This window comes from Ruegeria aquimaris, assembly GCF_025751555.1.
Lineage (GTDB): Bacteria > Pseudomonadota > Alphaproteobacteria > Rhodobacterales > Rhodobacteraceae > Ruegeria_B > Ruegeria_B aquimaris.
The window spans coordinates 66,894-85,211 of sequence record NZ_JAOWLB010000003.1 but is presented as its reverse complement, the minus strand read 5'-3'; the positions used below and the strand labels follow the sequence as shown (position 1 = coordinate 85,211).

Annotated in this window: 18 protein-coding genes; 12 read left to right on the top strand and 6 right to left on the bottom strand. The window is 63.3% G+C overall.

Going from position 1 to position 18,318, the window contains the following annotated elements; genetic code table 11:
- Position 1: 1 nt before the first annotated feature.
- The 12 genes from OE747_RS05575 to argE all read left to right on the top strand — a co-directional run bounded on the left by OE747_RS05575 (position 2) and on the right by argE (position 11,921).
- Entirely contained in the window at positions 2-799 is a 798-nt protein-coding gene (locus OE747_RS05575) for a carbohydrate ABC transporter permease (RefSeq protein ID WP_164132869.1), read from the top strand.
- Positions 799-1,077: a DUF2160 domain-containing protein gene (locus tag OE747_RS05570; protein WP_263827618.1), complete on the top strand. Its 279-nt coding sequence runs from the start codon at positions 799-801 to the stop codon at positions 1,075-1,077. Before OE747_RS05575 ends, OE747_RS05570 begins: the two co-directional genes overlap by 1 nt.
- Positions 1,078-1,163: 86 nt before the next feature.
- Positions 1,164-1,559 carry a BlaI/MecI/CopY family transcriptional regulator gene (locus OE747_RS05565; RefSeq protein ID WP_263827617.1) on the top strand — a complete coding sequence of 132 codons (396 nt, stop codon included), beginning with the start codon at positions 1,164-1,166 and terminating at the stop codon, positions 1,557-1,559.
- Positions 1,549-2,682: a M56 family metallopeptidase gene (locus tag OE747_RS05560; protein ID WP_263827616.1), complete on the top strand. Its 1,134-nt coding sequence runs from the start codon at positions 1,549-1,551 to the stop codon at positions 2,680-2,682. The genes OE747_RS05565 and OE747_RS05560 overlap by 11 nt, the downstream gene beginning before the upstream one ends.
- 146 nt (positions 2,683-2,828) lie before the next feature.
- Positions 2,829-4,088 (top strand): flavin-containing monooxygenase, encoded by a 1,260-nt coding sequence (locus OE747_RS05555; protein ID WP_263827615.1) that lies wholly within the window; start codon positions 2,829-2,831, stop codon positions 4,086-4,088.
- A 32-nt stretch (positions 4,089-4,120) separates the two neighbouring features.
- Positions 4,121-5,251 (top strand): aromatic ring-hydroxylating oxygenase subunit alpha, encoded by a 1,131-nt coding sequence (locus tag OE747_RS05550; protein WP_263827614.1) that lies wholly within the window; start codon positions 4,121-4,123, stop codon positions 5,249-5,251.
- A gap of 89 nt (positions 5,252-5,340) precedes the next feature.
- On the top strand, positions 5,341-6,399 hold the full coding sequence (locus OE747_RS05545) for an aromatic ring-hydroxylating oxygenase subunit alpha (RefSeq protein ID WP_263827613.1): 1,059 nt from the start codon (positions 5,341-5,343) through the stop codon (positions 6,397-6,399).
- Positions 6,400-6,432: 33 nt separating this feature from the next.
- A complete protein-coding gene (locus OE747_RS05540) occupies positions 6,433-6,849 on the top strand; it encodes a RidA family protein (RefSeq protein WP_263387058.1) in 417 nt (138 codons plus the stop codon).
- Between the two features lie 80 nt (positions 6,850-6,929).
- Positions 6,930-7,604, top strand: coding sequence for a DUF1028 domain-containing protein (locus OE747_RS05535; RefSeq protein WP_263827612.1), 675 nt, complete (start codon positions 6,930-6,932; stop codon positions 7,602-7,604).
- A 71-nt stretch (positions 7,605-7,675) separates the two neighbouring features.
- Positions 7,676-8,602, top strand: a complete 927-nt coding sequence (locus tag OE747_RS05530) for a LysR substrate-binding domain-containing protein (protein WP_263827611.1) — start codon at positions 7,676-7,678, stop codon at positions 8,600-8,602.
- A 104-nt stretch (positions 8,603-8,706) separates the two neighbouring features.
- Positions 8,707-10,785, top strand: coding sequence for an oxidoreductase (locus tag OE747_RS05525; RefSeq protein ID WP_263827610.1), 2,079 nt, complete (start codon positions 8,707-8,709; stop codon positions 10,783-10,785).
- Positions 10,782-11,921, top strand: a complete 1,140-nt coding sequence (gene argE / locus OE747_RS05520) for an acetylornithine deacetylase (RefSeq protein WP_263827609.1) — start codon at positions 10,782-10,784, stop codon at positions 11,919-11,921. Before OE747_RS05525 ends, argE begins: the two co-directional genes overlap by 4 nt.
- Positions 11,922-11,927: 6 nt before the next feature.
- Here the strand turns inward: argE and OE747_RS05515 are convergent, their stop codons facing one another.
- From OE747_RS05515 to OE747_RS05490, 6 genes are all read right to left on the bottom strand, one after another.
- Positions 11,928-13,211: a TRAP transporter large permease gene (locus OE747_RS05515; RefSeq protein ID WP_263827608.1), complete on the bottom strand. Its 1,284-nt coding sequence runs from the start codon at positions 13,209-13,211 to the stop codon at positions 11,928-11,930.
- Positions 13,208-13,756, bottom strand: coding sequence for a TRAP transporter small permease subunit (locus OE747_RS05510; RefSeq protein WP_263827607.1), 549 nt, complete (start codon positions 13,754-13,756; stop codon positions 13,208-13,210). Before OE747_RS05510 ends, OE747_RS05515 begins: the two co-directional genes overlap by 4 nt.
- 24 nt (positions 13,757-13,780) lie before the next feature.
- Positions 13,781-14,815, bottom strand: a complete 1,035-nt coding sequence (locus tag OE747_RS05505; RefSeq protein ID WP_263827606.1) for a TRAP transporter substrate-binding protein — start codon at positions 14,813-14,815, stop codon at positions 13,781-13,783.
- Positions 14,816-14,855: 40 nt separating this feature from the next.
- A complete protein-coding gene (locus tag OE747_RS05500) occupies positions 14,856-15,674 on the bottom strand; it encodes a putative hydro-lyase (protein ID WP_263827605.1) in 819 nt (272 codons plus the stop codon).
- A gap of 84 nt (positions 15,675-15,758) precedes the next feature.
- Entirely contained in the window at positions 15,759-16,649 is an 891-nt protein-coding gene (locus tag OE747_RS05495; RefSeq protein ID WP_263827604.1) for a LysR family transcriptional regulator, read from the bottom strand.
- A 57-nt stretch (positions 16,650-16,706) separates the two neighbouring features.
- A complete protein-coding gene (locus OE747_RS05490; protein ID WP_263827603.1) occupies positions 16,707-18,200 on the bottom strand; it encodes a radical SAM protein in 1,494 nt (497 codons plus the stop codon).
- Between the last annotated feature and the right edge of the window lie 118 nt (positions 18,201-18,318).

The window sequence follows — 18,318 nt, the reverse complement described above, 5'->3', positions numbered from 1 at the left end:
CATGCAGAAAAGAACCATCGTCCCCATCGTCTACATCCTGTTCCTGATGCTGCCGATCTATTGGCTGGTGGCGATGAGCTTCAAGACGACGAACGAGATCCTGGCGGGATTCTCGCTGTTCCCGCAGACCTTTACGCTGGAGAATTACCAGACCATCTTCACCGATCCGACCTGGTATTGGGGATACATCAACTCGATCCTCTATGTGACGATGAACACGGTGATTTCGGTCGCGGTGTCGCTGCCGGCGGCCTATGCGTTCAGCCGGTATCGGTTCCTGGGCGACAAACAGCTGTTCTTCTGGCTGTTGACCAACCGGATGGCCCCTGCGGCGGTGTTCGCGCTGCCCTTCTTCCAGCTCTATTCGGCTGTGGGCCTGTTTGACACCCATCTGGCGGTGGCGCTGGCGCATTGCCTGTTCAACATCCCGCTAGCGGTCTGGATCCTCGAAGGTTTCATGCGCGGAATCCCGAAGGAGCTGGACGAGACCGCCTTTGTCGACGGCTATTCCTTTCCCCGCTTCTTTGCCACCATCTTTGTCCCCTCGATCAAGGCGGGCGTCGGGGTGGCGGCCTTCTTCTGCTTCATGTTCTCCTGGGTCGAGATGCTGCTGGCCAAGACGCTGACAGCGGTCGACGCCAAACCCATCGCTGCCACCATGACCAAGACCGCCTCCAGCGCGGGGTATGAGCTGGGCCTGTTGGCGGCGGCGGGGACATTGACGATCATTCCGGGCGCGATCGTGATCTGGTTCGTCCGCAACTACATCGCCAAGGGTTTTGCGATGGGGAGGGTGTGATGTTTTCATGGATGGCCTGGACCTGGCCCACAGCCCTGTTGTTCATCGGTATCTTCAGTGCCATCGGGGTGCTGGTGATGCTGGAAATCCGGTACCCGGGCGGCGCGATGCGCAAGGGCGTGCTGGGGTTGACCACGACCCGGGGCGACCGTCTGTTCATCAGTCTCTTGGGGACCTCTTACATCTTCCTGGCCTGGCTGGGGCTGTTCGGTCTGCCACTCTGGGGGCCGCTGGCATTGTCGATCTGCTGGGGCGTGTTCTGCTTCTGGAAGGTGTGACAGGACTCTTAAAAAAGTAGTTTGCAACTGCTCCCTCTGCCCCTAGCATGGATCGGAATTCAAGGATGAAGCGGACAACCCACCCGATGGCGCGTAAACAGGAACGTTCCCTGCTGACCGAGGTCGAACTGGAATTCATGACCGTGGTCTGGGACATCGGCGGCGGCACCGTGCGTGACATCCTGGCCGAGCTGAACAAGGCACAGACCCGCGCCTATACCTCGGTTGCGACCGTGCTGAAGATCATGGAGCAAAAGGGTTTTCTGGCCTCCGAGCGACACGACCGCTCGCTGGTCTACCGCCCCGCCGTTCCCAAGGAAGAGTACCAACGAACAACACTCAAGGACCTTTCGAGCAAACTTTTCGATGGCGCACCGGCGGCTCTGGTTGCCCGCCTGGTGGACGACGAAGAGGTGACGGACGACATGCTCGAAAGCATGCGGGCCTTGCTGAATGAAAGGTTGGGAGACAATGGACGGTGAAGCGCTTCTGAATGCCTATCTCGATCTGAACCTTCTGTTTGTGGCCGGGGTCGCGATCTGGTCCCTGCTGCGATGGGGTTTGGCACACGGACGGTTGGGCCGCGCCTATCGCCCGCAATTGCGGCTCTTGAACGGTCTGACGGTTCTGCTGGTCACCTCGCCCCTGCTGGCGCTGGGGCTGACCACCTGGGTCGTCGCGCAACCGCCCAATATTCCGGACATGCTGGTGCGTCAGTACCTGCATGGCAACGTCGGGTTGTCCGCGACCCAGTTCGAGGCCCTGTTGGGCCTGCGCGAGGATCTGGTGCGCGACCTGATGGCCCAGCGCGAGGTTTGGGCGCGGGTCGTCGCCGCGACCTTTGTCGCGGGCTTCCTGTTCTGTGTTCTCCACGTGCTGTTGTCGGTGCTGCGGTTGAAACGCAGCCTGTCAAATGCCTTTGCCTGGAAGCGCATTGGCCGGGTTCACATTCTGCTCAGCGACACGGCGCGTGTCGCCTATTCGACCCGAGGATTGCGCAACCGCTACGTGGTGCTGCCGCTGGCGCTGCTGGATCATCCGCAGGACCTGAAGATGACCGTCGCGCACGAGGTGCAACATTTCCGCCAGGCCGATATCGAATGTGAATTCCTGCTGGAGCTGCTGCGCCCGCTGGTGTTCTGGAATCCGGCCTTCTTCCTGTGGCGCCGCCAGGTCCGGATGCTGCGGGAGTATGCCTGTGATCAGGCCTTGATCGGGCGGCCGCATTTCGACGTCCGCGCTTATTGCGAATGCCTGATCCGCGCCTGTGCCGCCGCAGCCCAGAACCGGACGTTCTTTGCCCGTACGACGCCGACCGTGGCGCTGGTCGACCGGCGCGAAACGCGCCGTCCGTCGAGCCTGAGGAACCGGATTGTCGCGGTGACCGCCAGTGGCGAGGCGCAGGCCGGTGTGGCGGCCTGGATGATGATCTCGGGCCTGCTGGTGGCGGCCGTGCTGGCGACGATGCTGATCATGCAGCGGTCGGGGGATTGGAGCCATGACCGCATCATGCTGTCGACCATTGTCAATCTCGAACGGATGGCAGAGCGCAACGCAACGGTGACCAGCCCGTTCCAGGGCGGTTTCGTCAGCGCCTCCCGCTGATCGCCCGGGCACCTGCGGCTTAGGCATTGCCGAAGCAATGCGTAATCAAATCGTATTTCCAGCATTTCGGATGCGTCATTACTGTCGGTCCAACGCAAACGCGTTTGGTTCAACCGTGGCCAGCGCAGCCGAAGGGGTAGGGGACGATGGTCGAACGCATAGATACGCTGGTGGTCGGCGCGGGTCAGGCAGGCATCGCGATGAGCGAACATCTGGGCAAGCAAGGCGTGCCGCATCTGGTGCTGGAGAAAAACCGGGTGGCCGAAGCCTGGCGTTCGGGCCGCTGGGATGCGCTGGTGGCCAATGGTCCGGCCTGGCACGACCGGTTCCCGAACCTTGAACATGAGAGCTGCGGGCCGGATGCCTTTCCGACCAAGGAAAAGGTGGCCGACTACCTCTGTGCATATGCCGAGATGGTGAATGCCCCGATCCGCACTGGTGTCGAGGTTCGCCGCGCCAGCCGGTTGCCTGGTCGGCCCGGTTTTCGGGTGGAAACCTCGAATGGCGTGATCGAGGCGCAGCGGATCGTTGCCGCAACCGGCGCCTTTCAGCACCCTGTGGTGCCAAGGCTGGTGCCCGAGGACAGCGGCGTGACGCAAATGCATTCCTTTGACTACCGCAACCCCGGTCAGTTGCCCGAGGGCGCGGTGCTGGTTGTCGGCGGCGGTTCATCGGGTGCACAGATTGCCGACGAGTTGAACCGCTCCGGGCGGCAGGTGTATCTGTCCATCGGCGCGCATGACCGGCCGCCGCGCGCCTATCGCGGGCGCGATTATTGCTGGTGGCTGGGGGTTCTGGGCCTTTGGGATCAGGCGGCGCTGGAACCTGGACGCGAACATGTGGCCATCGCGGTCAGCGGCGCCTATGGCGGGGCCACGATGGATTTCCGCCGTCTGGCGAGTGAGGGCGTCACTCTGGTGGGGGTGACGAAATCCTACGCCAGCGGAGCCCTGCATTTCGCCGATGATCTTGCCGCCAACATCGCCGATGGTGACGCCAATTACCTGTCGGTTCTGGATGCCGCAGACGCCTATGCCGAACGCATGGGGCTCGACCTGCCCCAAGAGCCCGAGGCGCGTGCCGTCTGGCCGGACCCGGAATGTCTGACCCATCCGATCCTGGAGCTTGATCTGGCACAGGAAGGAATTTCCACCATCATCTGGGCCACCGGGTTCCGGCAGGATTTCGGCTGGCTGGAGGTGGATGCCTTTGACGCGGCAGGCAGACCCGTTCACCAGCGCGGCGTTTCGCAAGAGCCGGGGGTCTATTTCCTGGGACTGCCGTGGCAGTCACGGCGCGGCTCGACATTCATCTGGGGGGTCTGGCACGATGCCAGGCACGTGGCCGACCAGATCGCGATTCAGCGCAACTACGAAGCCTACCGCCCCGCCGGGGCACAAGCCTGACCATCTGACGACTGCAAGGAAAGAGACGCATCATGGCAAAAGACCAGATCGACCCGGTAAGGGCGCTGAGCGAGAACGTGGCACAGCCCTTTGAGAGTGCTCGCGCGATGCCGCCCGAGGTCTACACCTCGCAGGCGTTCCTGAACGAGGAGCTTGAGCATATCTTCCGCAAGGATTGGTATTGCATCGGCCGCGCCGATGCATTGGCGAAGCCGGGCGACTATGCCACATGTGACTTGGCGGGCCAGCCGATCGCTGTCTTGCGCGACAAGGACGGCGCGCTGCGCGCAGTCAGCAACGTCTGCCTGCACCGGATGTCGACCCTGCTGCACGGGCGCGGCAATACCCGCGCCATTGTCTGCCCCTATCACGCCTGGACCTATAACCTGGACGGTTCACTGCGCGGCGCCCCGGCGATGACCCTGAACCAGGGGTTCTGCAAGGAGGATTACACGCTGCCCGCCATCCGCTGCGAGGAATGGCTGGGTTGGGTCTTTGTCACCCTGAACCCCGACGCGGTCCCCGTCGCCGAGACCCTGCACGAGGTGGCGGCTATGGTCGCGGGCTATGACATGACCAACTATACCGAGGCCTTTTACGAAGAGCATGTCTGGGACACCAACTGGAAGGTGCTGGCCGAGAACTTCATGGAGAGCTATCACCTGCCGGTCTGCCATGCGGGTACCATCGGCGGCCTTTCCAAGCTGGAAGAGATGGTCTGTCCGCCGGGCCTGCCGACGTTCAACTATCATACCATCCTCAAGGACGACTCGCTGCGTATCGCCATGGCGCATCCGTCGAACGACCGGCTGCATGGGGTCGAGCGACGCACGACCTTCCTGCTGGCCCTCTATCCCAGCCTGCTGATCACCTTGACGCCGGGCTACTTCTGGTACCTGTCGCTGCACCCCAAGGGGCCAGGGCAGGTGCATATCCGCTTTGGCGGCGGCATGTCGGACGACTACAAGGACGATGCCGATGCGCAGCAGAACTTTGCCGATTTAAAGGAACTGCTCGACCGGGTGAATATCGAGGATCGCGGTTGCACCGAAAAGGTGTTTCGCGGGCTGTCCTCGGGTCTGGCCCGGCCCGGACATCTGTCACATCTGGAGCGGCCCAATTACGATTTCGCAACCTACCTCGCCTCGCGGGTTTCGCGGTGAGTGGGCGAGCCTTGCCCGTCGGGGCGGAGCGGATTCAGGGCCTTCTCGACGGTTTGCAACAGACCGCATCCTTGCCCGCCGACCGGCCCATGGGGCTACATGGGGCCTATTACACCTCGCCCGATCTGTTCGAACTGGAAAAGGCAACGGTTCTGCGCGCGGGCTGGCATTGCCTTGGCCGGGCGGATGAGATCCCTCAGGCGGGCGACTATTTCGCGGCCCGGCTTCTGGATGAGCCGCTGATCGTGATCCGGGGCGATGACGCGGTGATCCGGGTGTTCGCCAATGTCTGCCGCCACCGGGGCATGCTGCTGGCCGAGGGGCGCGGCAACGTCAAGCGGCTGGTCTGTTCCTATCATGCCTGGAGCTATGGCCGTGACGGCGCCCTGTTGCGGGCGGCGCATATGGAGAATGCCGGCTTTGACCGGACCAATTGCCGACTGGCCGGGTTCGCCTGCGAGCTCTGGCAGGGCTTCATCTATGTCAGCCTTTCTGAAAATCCCGAACCACTTGCCGCGGCGCTGGCACCGCTGGCCGAGGTGCTGGCGCCCTATGACACCGTCAGTTTCCGCATCGTGCATTCGGCCGAGGAAGACTGGCAGTGCAACTGGAAATGCCTCGTCGAGAATTTCATGGAAGGCTATCACCTGTCGGTCGTGCACCCCAAGACCCTGCGGGGCTATACCCCGACCGAGCTGTGCACCAAGGGGCCGTCGTCTGCCGCCTTTACCAGCTACAACGCCAATTACCCAGATGGCATCCCCAGCCGGGGCAAAGGCGCACCGGGCCTGGATGCGGGGCAGCGGCAACGCTCGTTCCTGTTCAACGTCTTTCCAACCCAGGTCGCCAGTCAGGCCGCGAGCCTTTTGGCCTCGCTCAGCCTGCAACCGGTCAGTGTGGGGTGCGTTCACGTCCGCTGGACGCTGTCGGTCTATGGCGACGATCTGGACGACGAGACCATTGCGCAGCGCATCGCGCTCTGGACCGAGGTCAATCGCGAGGATCGGGAGAAGCTGGAGAAGCTGCAACTGGCGCTGGGCTCATCCCGCGCCGATGCGGGGCCGCTGGCGGCGGAGAATTTCGAAGGGACGATCCGCGACTTTCACCTTTATCTTGCCGGGGCGCTGGCCCCGGTTGCGGCGGTCTGACCGCGACCCATCCGACCTGACAAGGAGTCTTCCATGGCGCATTACCGCCACCGCCCGTTCAACACCAAGGACACCTATCCCGAGCAGAAGCTGGACAACGACCTGGCGCAGGCCGTCGTGACACGCGGCGGGCGCACCGTCTGGATGCGCGGCCAGTGCCCGCAGAACCTGGACGATGCCAGGAACATCGACAGCCATGATCCGGTGGAGCAGACCCACAAGGTGATGCAGAACATCCGCCAACTGATCGAGGAATGCGGCGGCCAGATGGAACATCTGGTCAAGGTCGTGGTCTATATCACCGACGTGCGCCACCGCGAGGCGGTCTATCGCACCATGGGCGAGTATATCCGGGGCGTGCACCCGGTCTCGACCGGGCTAGTAGTGTCGGCGCTGGCGCGGCCCGAGTGGCTGGTGGAGATCGACGCTACCGCTGTCATCCCCGATTGAGAGTGCGGGAGCGAGGGGGCTGTCTGCCCCCTCGCGCTCCCCCGAGAGTATTTTCGACCAGAAAGAAACAGGAGGCTGTCATGACCTTTTCGCTGGTGGCGCGCTGCGCACAGACGGGCATGTTCGGGGTAGCGATTTCATCCTCTTCCCCTGCAGTGGCGGCGCGTTGCAGCCATGCTCGGGCGGGCGTGGGGGCTGTCGCCACCCAGAATGTCACCGATCCGGCGCTGGGGCCGCTGGCGCTCGACCTGATGGCAGGCGGTTTGACGGCTGTCGAAGCAATCGCCGAGGTGCAGCGGCAGGGACGCTTCATCGACTACCGGCAGGTGCTGGTTGTCGACGGACAGGGGCGAGCGGCGATCCATTCCGGCGCCAATGCGCTGGGCATCTGGACCCAGGCCCAGGCGCAGGACGTGGCCGCAGGCGGCAACCTGCTGGCCAATGACGGGGTGCCGCAGGCGATGGTCGATGCCTTTCTGGCAAGCACTGGGCATCTGGGCGACCGGCTTATCGCGGCGTTGCGTGCCGGGCTTGCGGCGGGCGGTGAGGCGGGGCCGGTGCATTCGGCGGGCATGATGCTGGTGGACCGGGTCAGCTGGCCGGTGGCCGATCTGCGCTGTGACTGGACCGAAGACTGCCCCATCGAGGCGGTGGCCACCACCTGGGAGGTCTACAAGCCGCAGCTCGAGGCCTATGTCCAGCGGGCGCTCGACCCGCAGGCGGCGCCATCTTATGGCGTGCCGGGCGATGAATAGGCCGGGGTTGATCTTGCCTCGGGTGCGGCATTCTGTTTCGTTCTGACTGCCGCCCTTGCCGGAGGACCGCCGTGCCGATCCGATACACGCTGCGCCAGCTGGAATACTTCGTCGCCGTGGGCGAGGCGGGATCCATCGCGCTGGCTTCGGCGCGCGTGAATGTCTCCTCTCCCTCGATTTCGGCGTCGATCTCGCAGCTGGAGCGGGAGTTTGGCGTGCCGCTGTTTGTGCGTCAGCACGCGCAGGGCCTGTCCTTGACGCAGGCGGGGCGCGTGATGCTGGAACAGGCGCGGGTGGTCCTGCGCGAGGCTGATCGCCTGACCGATCTGGCGGGTGACATCACCGGGCAGGTGCGCGGGCCGCTTTCCATCGGGTGCCTCCTGACCTTTGCGCAGATCGTGCTGCCGACGGTGCGGCGCAGTTTCGAGATAGCCTATCCCGAGGTGCAGATCCGGCAGGTCGAGATGAACCAAGCCGAGATCTATAGCGGCTTGCGGCGCGCCGATATCGACATCGCGCTGACCTATGATCTGGATATTCCCACCGATCTGCGGTTCGTCACGCTGGCGGAACTGCCACCCTATGTGATGCTGGGCGAGGGGCATCCGCTGGCAGGCCGCGACGGCGTCAGTGTCGAAGACCTGACCGGTCTGCCCATGGTGCTGCTCGACCTGCCGTTCAGTTCGGATTACTTCCTGTCCTTCTTCCTGCGCCAGGGGACCAAACCGCTCATCGCCGAGCGGACTCGCGACATGGCGGTGATGCGCAGCCTAGTGGCAAACGGCTATGGTTACGCGATTGCCAATATCCGGCCGCAGCATGACCGGGCCCCGGATGGCAAGCCGTTGATCATCGTGCCGCTCAGGGGTGAGGTACGGCCGATGCGCCTGGGTCTGCTCATGGCGCAGGACGGCGAAGGCGCCAGCACTGTCCGCGCCTTTGTCGACCATTGTGCCACGCTGGTCCGGACACAGGCGCTGCCCGGGATCGGGCGCTGAACGCGGCGGCTTAGCGGCAGGCTAAGCGGTGGTTAAGCTTGGTCAACTTTTCTGCCCGGCGAAATCCTGTATCGTCGGTGCAGATTTGACCGAGGGAGACGGCCTTGCGCGACCCACGCTATGACATCCTGTTCGAGCCGGTGCAGATCGGCCCCCTGACCGCCAAGAACCGGTTCTATCAGGTACCGCATTGCAATGGCGGCGGGTATCGCGACCCCTCAGCTGCTGCCGCGATGCGAGGGATCAAGGCCGAGGGCGGATGGGGTGTGATCTTTACCGAACAGTGCGAGATGCATCACACGAGCGAGATCACCCCTTTCATCGAATTGCGCCTGTGGGAGGACAAGGACATCCCGCAACTGCGCCGGATGTCGGAGCGGATGAAGGAACACGGCGCGCTGGCGGGCATCCAACTGGCCTATTCCGGGATCAACGGGCCGAACCTTTATACCAAGGAAGTGCCACTGGCCCCCACGGCGTTGCCGATCCGCACCTTTACCAACGATCCGGTGCAGGCGCGGGCGCTGTCGAAATCCGATATTCGCGACCTCAGGCGCTGGTTCGTGACCGCCGCCAAACGGTCGAGCGCGGCGGGGTTTGACCTGATCTGTCTTTATGGCGCGCACGGGTTCGGGATATTCCAGCATTTCCTGAGCCGGGCCACGAACCAGCGATCAGACGAATATGGCGGTTCGCTGGAGAACCGCGCGCGGTTCAGCCAGGAGGTCATTGCCGATATCCGCGAGGCAGTGGGCGACACGATGGCAATCACCCTGCGGGTCAGCCTGGATGAAAGCATAGGCGCGCTTGGCTTTTCCAATGCCGAACTGCGCGACTATATCGAGATGAACCGCAACCTGCCCGATCTTTGGGATCTTGCGCAGGGCACGTGGGAGGATTGCTCCGGCCCCTCGCGGTTCAAGGAGGAGGCGGCGCAGGAACAGCTGGTGCGTGGTATCCGCGACCTGACCGACAGGCCGGTGGTGGGCGTGGGCCGCTTCACTTCGCCGGATGTGATGGTGCGGATGGTGAAGTCGGGGACGCTCGATTTCATCGGCTGTGCGCGGTCGTCGATTGCCGATCCGTTCTTGCCGAAGAAGGTCGAAGAGGGAAGGATCGAGGATATCCGCGAATGCATCGGCTGCAACATCTGCATCACCGGTGACATGACCATGTCGATCAGCCGTTGTACCCAGAACCCGACGTTTATGGAGGAATGGCGCAAGGGCTGGCACCCAGAGCGGATGAATCCCAAGGGCGACAGTTCCAACGTGCTGGTTGTCGGGTCCGGTCCTGCTGGGCTGGAGGCCGCCTGGGCGCTCTGCCGGCGCGGTTATGACGTGGCGATTGCCGAGGCGCGCGAGGTGATCGGTGGCCGGGTGACGCGGGAACGCGCCTTGCCGGGGCTTTCCGCCTGGGGCCGCGTGGTGGACTATCGCGAATACCAGTTGGGTCAGCGCGCCAATGTCGAGATCTATCGGCAGAGCGAACTGGATGCCGCGGCGATCCTGGACTTCGGGTTCCAGAACATCTGCATCGCCACCGGCTCCACCTGGCGGCGCGACGGGGTCGCTCGCCAGCATGTGGTGCCGATGCCGATCGCGCCGGGCGCGCAGGTGTTCACGCCCGACGATCTGATGGAAGGAAGGTTGCCCAAGGGGCGCGTGGTGATCTTTGACGATGATCATTACTATATGGGTGGGGTTCTGGCCGAGTTGCTGGCCAAAAGCGGCGCACAGGTGACGCTGATTACCCCCGCGCCCTTTGTCAGCGACTGGACCCGCAACACGCTGGAGCAGGGGGCCATTCATGCCCGGCTGGTTGAGGCCGGGGTCGAGATCGTGCTGAACCGGGGCGTGACCGAGATCTGCACCGATCATGTGGTCACAAATTGCGTCTATTCTGGCCGTACACAGCAGATGGAGATGGACGCGGTGGTTGTTGTCGCTGCGCGGCTTGGCAATGATCGGCTCTATCAAGACCTGATGGCGCGGGCGGCGGATTGGGCCGATGCGGGCATCCGCTCGGTCCGGCTGATCGGCGATGCCAACGCGCCGGGGCCGATTGCCTGGGCCACCTATGCCGGGCATCGCTATGCCCGCGAACTGGACGCGCCAGACACAGGTGACGCGCCACCCTTCCGCCGGGAAATCACCGAACTCGCATCGGATTGGCCGGGATGAACGCGACGCTGGACATCCTCGACCGGCTCATTGGGTTCGACACTGTCAGTTCCCGGTCGAACCTCGACCTGATCGCCTTTGCCGAGGCGCATCTGAGCGCCTGCGGCTTCCGGGTGCAGCGACTGCCCGACCCGGATGGGGACAAGGCGGGGCTTTATGCCGAAATCGGGCCGTCGGGTGCGGGTGTGCTGCTGTCCGGCCATACCGACGTGGTACCCGTCGAAGGTCAGCTCTGGAGCCGCGATCCCTTTCGGCTGACCGTCGAGGGAGACCGCGCCTATGGGCGCGGCACCACCGACATGAAGGGCTTTGTCGCCTCCGCGTTGGCACTGGCGCAGCGGGCCGCTGCCATCGAACTGGCAGAGCCTTTGAAGATCGTTCTGTCTTATGACGAAGAGGTTGGGTGTGTTGGCATCGCCCGCATGCTGGACCGTCTGGCGCCGATGCTTGGCTTGCCACGTGCCTGCATCGTGGGCGAACCGACGCAGATGCAGGTGGCCACCGGCCACAAGGGCAAGGTGGCGCTGCGGGCGGTCTGTGCGGGACAGGCCGGTCATTCCGCGCTGGCCCCGCGGTTTGTCAACGCGCTGCATCTGGCGGCTGATTTCGTGACCGCCCTTCGCGGGGTACAGGACGAACTTGCAACCGCCGGGGCACAGGATCCGGCCTATGACGTGCCCTGTTCAACGGTACATGTGGGCACGCTGCACGGGGGACGAGCGCTCAACATCGTGCCGGACCGGGCGGAGATGATGCTGGAGTTCCGGCATCTTGCCGCCGACCGGGCCGCCGACCTGATGGCGCGCATCCAGACAGAGGCGGACCGGATCGGCGGAGCCTATGACGACGCGGGCGAAATTATGGTCGAGCAGATCAACGCCTATCCCGGTCTCGATGTCGATCCGGCCGAACCGGTCGTGGCCTATGCGCGCAAGCTCTCCGGGCAGTCACACACAACCAAGGTCGCCTTCGGCACCGAGGCGGGGTTCTTTCGCGGCCTGGGCATCCCGACCGTTGTCTGCGGCCCCGGCTCGATGGAGGGGCAGGGCCACAAGCCCGACGAATATGTCACACTGGAGCAACTGGCCACCTGTGACGCGATGATGGACCGGCTGCTTGACGATCTCAGGGCCTGATCCCGGTCATTGCAGCGCGTCGGGCAGGTAAAGCGCGATCTGCGGAAAGGCGATCAGGGCCACCACCATCGCCAGCATCGCCGCGATATAGGGCAGGGTGCCCAGCATCACCTCACTCATCGTGCCGGATTTGCGCGCGCCCTGCACCACATAGAGGTTCAGCCCCACAGGCGGCGTGATCAGCGCCATCTCGATCAGCACGATCATCAGGATGCCGAACCAGATCGGGTCATAGCCCTGTTCGACCACCAGCGGCACGATGATCGGGATGGTCACCACCATCAGCGACAGGGTCTCGATGAAGAACCCAAGCACGATATAGATCACCACGATCACCATCATGAAGGCCAGCGGCGACAGGCCCAGCCCGCCCAGGAAGGATTGCAGCTCGCGCCCGATCCCGGCCGAGGCGAGGGTGAAGTTCAAAAACGAGGCACCGATCACCACCAGCATGATCATCGAGGTGATCTTGACCGTGCCCAGGATTGCCTCGCCCAGCATGGCGATGCTGACACCGCCAAAGATGGCCGCAATCACCAGAGCGCCGGCAACGCCCACGGCGGCGGCTTCGGTCGGGGTGGCCCAACCCTTGTAGATGGTGCCGATGATCATCGTGAAGAGCAGGATGATCGGGATCAGCTCGGCCAGCGCGCGGATCATCTCGGACAGGGGAAACACCCGGCGCTGGCCGCCCAGGCTGGGGCGGATCGCGCAAATCAGCGCCGTGACCAGAACAAAGCCCAGCGCCAGAGCGATACCGGGCAGCAGGCCCGCCAGGAACAGGCGCGGGATCGAGGTCTGTGTCAGGAACCCGTAGACGATCAGGTTGATCGAGGGCGGGATCATGATGCCCAGGGTGCCGCCCGCGGCAATCGCGCCCGAGAACAGCTTGGGGTCGTATCCCAGCTTCTCGGCCTGTGGCATCGCCACCGTGGCCACGGTGGCGGCGGTCGCGACCGACGAACCGGAAGTGGCCGAGAACATGGTCGCGGTGGCGATATTGGCATGCACAAGGCCGCCGGGCAGCCAGCTGACCCAGCGATCCAGCGCGGCATAGGTTCGGGTGGCCAGCCCGGAGCGGACAAGGATTTCGCCCAGCAGCACAAAGAACGGAATGGCGATCAGGGTCGCGTTGTTCGAGGTCGACCAGACCAGATTGCCCAAGCCCCTGGTCAGGGGAAACGGGCTGAAGAAAGCGTCGATCCCGAAGCCAAGCAGGAACAGGACGATACCAACCGGGATCGAGAGGCTCAGAAGACCCAGAAGGCCCAGTGTCAGATATCCGATCATTTCAGCGCATCCAATTCGCCAAAGGTACCGATCGCCGCCTCGGACGCCGAGAAATCGCGGCGGGCGATCAGCATGAGCGCGGCAACGAAGGTCAGCCAGGACACCAGCGCAAACCAGATCCAGCCTGCCAGCCATGGCGCCTGAACCAGCGCCAGCGGTGTTTCCAGCGGTGTGTTCGCGCGCGAGGAATTGGCAAGCGACCGCGACAGCACCGGCCAGCCGCGCACCGCGATCAGCGTCACGGTGACGGCAAGCGCCAGCATCGCCGTCAGGTCGAACAGGGCGCGGGCGCCCCCGGTGGCGCGCCCGCGCAGGATGTCGATGCGGACATGGCCCAGTTCGATCAGGGTAAAGGCCATGCCCCAGGAGGTGGCGATGGCCATCACATAGCCGCTGATTTCATCCGTCCCCCCCAGCGAGGACCCCATTTGCCGCAGCACGATATCTGCCAGCACAAAGACCACGCAGGCCAAGAGCAGAACGCCGACCAGGATCGCGATTGCGCGGTTCATACGTCTCAGGCCCGAAAGCAGGATCTGCGCCATGAGGGGTCCTCCTGTGGGTTAGGCTCAGCCGCCGATCTTCACGCCGACGGTCTCACCGACCGATGCGTTCCAGCGTTCGGCCCAGTCGCCGCCCGCGCGTTCGGCCCAGTCGGGCAGGACCTTGGAGACCAGCACCTCGCGCGCCTTGGCGAAATCGGCATCCGATACCTCTACCAGAGTCATGCCGCGTTTGTCGCCCGAGGCGCAGTCGCCATTGCCGGTCAGGCAGGCGATGTCGTTTTCCAGCGCGCCCTGCGCATCGGCCCAGGCCGGCGCCTCGAATTCGCTGGCAACCTGTGCCGCGATCAGTTCCTGCGTATCGGCGCCCAGGCTGTTCCACTTGTCGAGGTTGATCGCGGTCACGACACTGTCCCAGCCGCCCAGCGGGATCGGCAGCAGATGGGTCGAGACCTCCCACCATCCGGCGGAGTAGCCTGACCCGGCGCCGGTGATGGCGCAGTCGACGACGCCTTTTTGCAAGGCGCCCGGCACTTCGGAGAAGCTGACATTCACCCCTTCGGCGCCAAGCGCTTCGAGGAACAGGGTCGTCATCCGGCCCGACCCGCGCACCTTCTTGCCCTTGAGATCGTCCAGACCGTTGATCTCGGCGTTGCAGAACACAACCTGCGGCGGATAGGGCGCGATGGCCAGGACATGGCTGTTGAAGCGGGCGTTATAGATGTCCTCGACCATCGGGCGCGCGGCATCGACCATGGCGCGCGCCTCGTCCGCCGTCAGCGCCAGCAGCGGCACATCCAGCCCTTCCAGTTCCGGCGCGTCCGCAACGGCGTAATCGGCCACCGTCATCGCCACGTCATAGACACCATCGCCCAGCAGACGGAACACGTCGCCGACGCCCAGGTTCATCTGGTTATGAGTGGTGAGCGCCACGTTGATCTGTCCGCCCGACGCCGCGGGCAGCGTCTCGTTCCAGAACGGGGCTTCGAACTGCTTATGAAGAGGCAGTCCGGACCAGCTGCCGACAACCGAAAGATCCTCGGCCAGGGCAGGGGCCGCCAGCATGGTGGTTGCGGCCAGGAATGTGAGTGTCTTTTTCATGAGTGTCTCCATGTTGTTCTTGGTTATCATTGGTTTGTGGTCAAGAGGTTGGACGAAGTACCGGAACCTCGGCGTCCTCGGGAATGTCGGTGATCAGCATGTGACCCGGCTTGTGGGTGATGCAAAGCGGGATCGCCGCCGTTTCGATCGCGACCTGCGGGGTCACGCCGCAGGCCCAGAACACGGGCACCAGTCCTTCGCCGATCGGGGCCGGATCGCCCCAGTCCGGCCGCGCGATATCCGATATGCCGATCGCGTCCGGATCTCCGGCATGCACCGGCGCGCCATGCGCCAGCGGATAGCGGCGCGAGATTTCGATGGCGTCGGCGACCCGGTCGGCGGCTATGCCGCGCATGCTGACCACCATCTTGCCGCTGAACGGACCGGCGGGAACCGTGTCGATGTTCGAGCGGAACATCGGCACGGTCCTGTCATTGTCGATATGCCAGACCGGGATGCCCGCCTCGATCAGCGCCCGTTCAAAGGTAAAGGAACAGCCGAGCGCAAAGGCCACCATATCCGCGCGCCAGGTGTCTTCGATGCTCGGGGTGCTGTGATCCAGACGACCCTCGCGGTAGATGTTATAGGCAGGCACGTCGGTGCGGATGTCGATATCGCGCCCCAGCGTGAACATCATCGGGTTGCCGGTGTCCGAGACACCGACTAGCGGGCAGGGCTTGGGATTGCGCTGGCAATATCGCATGAAATCAAGCGCAAACGCCGCGGGCAGAATGGCGAGGTTGGTTTGCAGAAACCCCAGCCCCAGCCCGGCCGTATGGGCGCGATATCGGCCTGCCCGTATCTCGCTCCGCACCTCGGCTGTTTCCGCGCGCCGCAGTCTTTCGTGGTCTGTGGTCACCTTGTCGCCTCCCTTTGTCAAAGGGTGGCAAAACTATCCCATAGCGGCAAATTCATAATTTTGGCAAAAATTGATAAACAAATTTTATGACAGAGCGAACCGCTCGGCGACCTCTTGTGCCAGTCCGGCGGCGGTCTCGACCATCTTGCTTTTCGGCTCCGCCAGGTAAGAGGCGGTAAACCGCAAGGGCGGTGGTATCCAGCCGGGATCGAATTCGCGAATGCGGCCCGTTTCGACATACTCCCGCCCCAGCGCCTGGGGCAGGGCGGCGACGCCCAGATTGTCCTCGACCAGTCGGAAACAGGTAGAGAGTGACGACGAGGGAAACATCGAGACGTCCGGACCTATCCGTTCGAACAGCATCTCGCGCAACTCGCGGAACGGGCGGGTGTTGCGAGCATAGGCCAGGATCGGGCGATGCAGGTACAGCGAAGGATCGTCGCACCGCTCCGCCCGGCAGGACACGTACCAGGCCAGATCGAACCCGGGCAACTCGACATTCTCGACCGAATACTCGGAAACCGGCCCCAGCAGGATCGCGAGATCGACTGAACGGTTCAGAAGCGCATTGCGCAGATTGATGGAGACATCGACGTTGAACTCGATTTCCAGCCGGGGATAGACCGCGTGCAGCCGGGCGACCAGTTCGGCCAGCCAGCATTGGGCAACCGTTTCCGAGACCCCCAGCCGCAGCCGCCCCTCGATGCTCTCGGGTGCGATGACGTCGCGCTCCAGCAGGCCATAGAGATGCTCGAACCGCTCGGCATGGCTGACCAGCATCTCGCCGCGCTTGGTCAGTCGCATGCCGCCGCCGGTCCGGTCGAACAATTCGGCTCCCACCGTCTGTTCAAGGTTGCGGATCCGCGCCGTCACGGCCGGTTGCGTCAGGTGCATACCCTCGGCCGCCTTGCCGACGCCACCCAATCGCACGACCTGAAGGAAGGCACGGATTTGTTCGAGGCTGATTCTGCTCATGCAAAATGGTTGCATATCGCCGCCGCAACGTCAGGCGGGTTTCGCGCAAACAGACGTTCACATGACCGAAACGTCTGGCTGGGGTGTCCGATCCAGCCGTGCCGCCAGCCGGATCACCTCTTTCGACTTCCACCAGATAATCAGGTTCCGCGCCTCCATCAGGCGTTGGTCGGTCTTGCGCTCATACAGGCGAAGCCCGCTTTCCACCAGCGATCTGGCCAGCGAGACGGGGCCGCGCCTGGGGCGCCGACCCATCCGGTCCGCAAGACGCGCGATCTCGTCCGTCTTCCAGGCGATCAACAGGTCCTTGGCACCCGGAAGGCCAAGGTCAAGCTTGTCATGGACGGCATGCAATGCGCCCCGGATCGTCTGCCGCGTTCCAGCGTCGATCACTTCGTGTTTCGCCAGATCGAGGATTTCATAGACAAGGGCCTGATACTCAGCGGGCACCCGGTCGCCCGTTTCGATACATTCGAATCGACGGCGGATCATGTTCGTGGCGAACAAGAGTTGCGCCGCCGCCTTCTCAGTGTTCCCCCGCATCAAGGCGGCGCGGGCCCTGTCGATGCTGTGCAAGGTATCGTGGAAGTTCGACAGATAGTCCGATATCCGCAGCTTCACGCCGGTGTCGACCCTGGGAATATCTTCCAGAGACAGGATTCTCGAGGATTTCAGGCCAAGCTGGGTGTTGATGAACAAGAGTTCCTGAACCCCTGCCTCTGCGGCTAGTTCTTGCGCGCGGATCAATTGCGCGGGGCTGTTGTTGCAGTCGAACAGGATGTACTTCCAGATGGTTCCGATCGGTCGTCCCTCGGCGATGGCGCCCTGGCAGAAGGATTTCATGAACCCATAGGCCCGGTCGAAACTCCCCCGGACCCGGTAGGTTTCGAAACTCTCTTGGTCAACGCCGTCGATGGCGAACATCACCTCGTCTATGCCAGAATGCACCTGAGCGGGGTCATAGGTGCCGTGCGCATTCGTGCACATCGAGATATTGGCGTCCGGGAAGTAGGATTTCGCCAGGCCCGCCATCTTCCAAACATTGCGGTTCAGCAGGGGTTCCCCATGGCCTTGAAAGTCGATGGTCCGGATCGAAACCCCGTCCGCCTTGAAATCGGCCAGGTATTTTTCGAATATCGCGATATCGAGATGCCCGGCGCGCCCGTGGCGTAATCGTCTCTCGGCAAAGGTCATGCAGCCCGGACATTCGAGCGTACAGGCGATGGAGGGTTCCACCTGAAAGATCAGGAGTTCCTTGCGCCTTTGCCATTCGGGGTTGAAACAGGCGCCGCTGGCCAGGATCAGGCAATCGCCGCAATAGTCTGGAAAGGGCATCTCCTCGCGGGCGAGCTTGCTCCGAATTTCCTTGAAAACGGGGCCAAAAACAACGTCCCTGGAATAGTCCTTGTCAGGATCGAACGCGCTGAGCGTCAACCTGCTGCCCGCATCGTCCCAGCAGGCCAGAGACCCGTCCGAACGCAGAAAGACGCTGTGGTTCGAATGGCAATCCATGCAGCGACCCCTTGTTAACCCGGTTGCAGGTTGACCCATGCTGCATTTGCAAGTCAAACCTTGTCTGGTGTTCCATTCCATGATCGAGGCATGGCCGGGTTCGAGGCGCTTTTGGCCGCAGGCTTGGGATACTTCGGCCCCGGACAGCACCCGCACA

Bases quoted from the DNA above. Each gene is read 5' to 3' on its own strand.
- OE747_RS05505 (WP_263827606.1), bottom strand. From the start codon at position 14,815: ATGAAAAAGACACTCACATTCCTGGCCGCAACCACCATGCTGGCGGCC.
- OE747_RS05550 (WP_263827614.1), top strand. From the start codon at position 4,121: ATGGCAAAAGACCAGATCGACCCGGTAAGGGCGCTGAGCGAGAACGTG.
- OE747_RS05545 (WP_263827613.1), top strand. From the start codon at position 5,341: ATGGGGCTACATGGGGCCTATTACACCTCGCCCGATCTGTTCGAACTG.
- OE747_RS05540 (WP_263387058.1), top strand. From the start codon at position 6,433: ATGGCGCATTACCGCCACCGCCCGTTCAACACCAAGGACACCTATCCC.
- OE747_RS05575 (WP_164132869.1), top strand. From the start codon at position 2: ATGCAGAAAAGAACCATCGTCCCCATCGTCTACATCCTGTTCCTGATG.
- OE747_RS05535 (WP_263827612.1), top strand. From the start codon at position 6,930: ATGACCTTTTCGCTGGTGGCGCGCTGCGCACAGACGGGCATGTTCGGG.
- OE747_RS05490 (WP_263827603.1), bottom strand. From the start codon at position 18,200: ATGGGTCAACCTGCAACCGGGTTAACAAGGGGTCGCTGCATGGATTGC.
- OE747_RS05515 (WP_263827608.1), bottom strand. From the start codon at position 13,211: ATGATCGGATATCTGACACTGGGCCTTCTGGGTCTTCTGAGCCTCTCG.
- OE747_RS05560 (WP_263827616.1), top strand. From the start codon at position 1,549: ATGGACGGTGAAGCGCTTCTGAATGCCTATCTCGATCTGAACCTTCTG.
- OE747_RS05570 (WP_263827618.1), top strand. From the start codon at position 799: ATGTTTTCATGGATGGCCTGGACCTGGCCCACAGCCCTGTTGTTCATC.
- OE747_RS05510 (WP_263827607.1), bottom strand. From the start codon at position 13,756: ATGGCGCAGATCCTGCTTTCGGGCCTGAGACGTATGAACCGCGCAATC.
- OE747_RS05495 (WP_263827604.1), bottom strand. From the start codon at position 16,649: ATGAGCAGAATCAGCCTCGAACAAATCCGTGCCTTCCTTCAGGTCGTG.
- OE747_RS05565 (WP_263827617.1), top strand. From the start codon at position 1,164: ATGGCGCGTAAACAGGAACGTTCCCTGCTGACCGAGGTCGAACTGGAA.
- OE747_RS05555 (WP_263827615.1), top strand. From the start codon at position 2,829: ATGGTCGAACGCATAGATACGCTGGTGGTCGGCGCGGGTCAGGCAGGC.
- argE (WP_263827609.1), top strand. From the start codon at position 10,782: ATGAACGCGACGCTGGACATCCTCGACCGGCTCATTGGGTTCGACACT.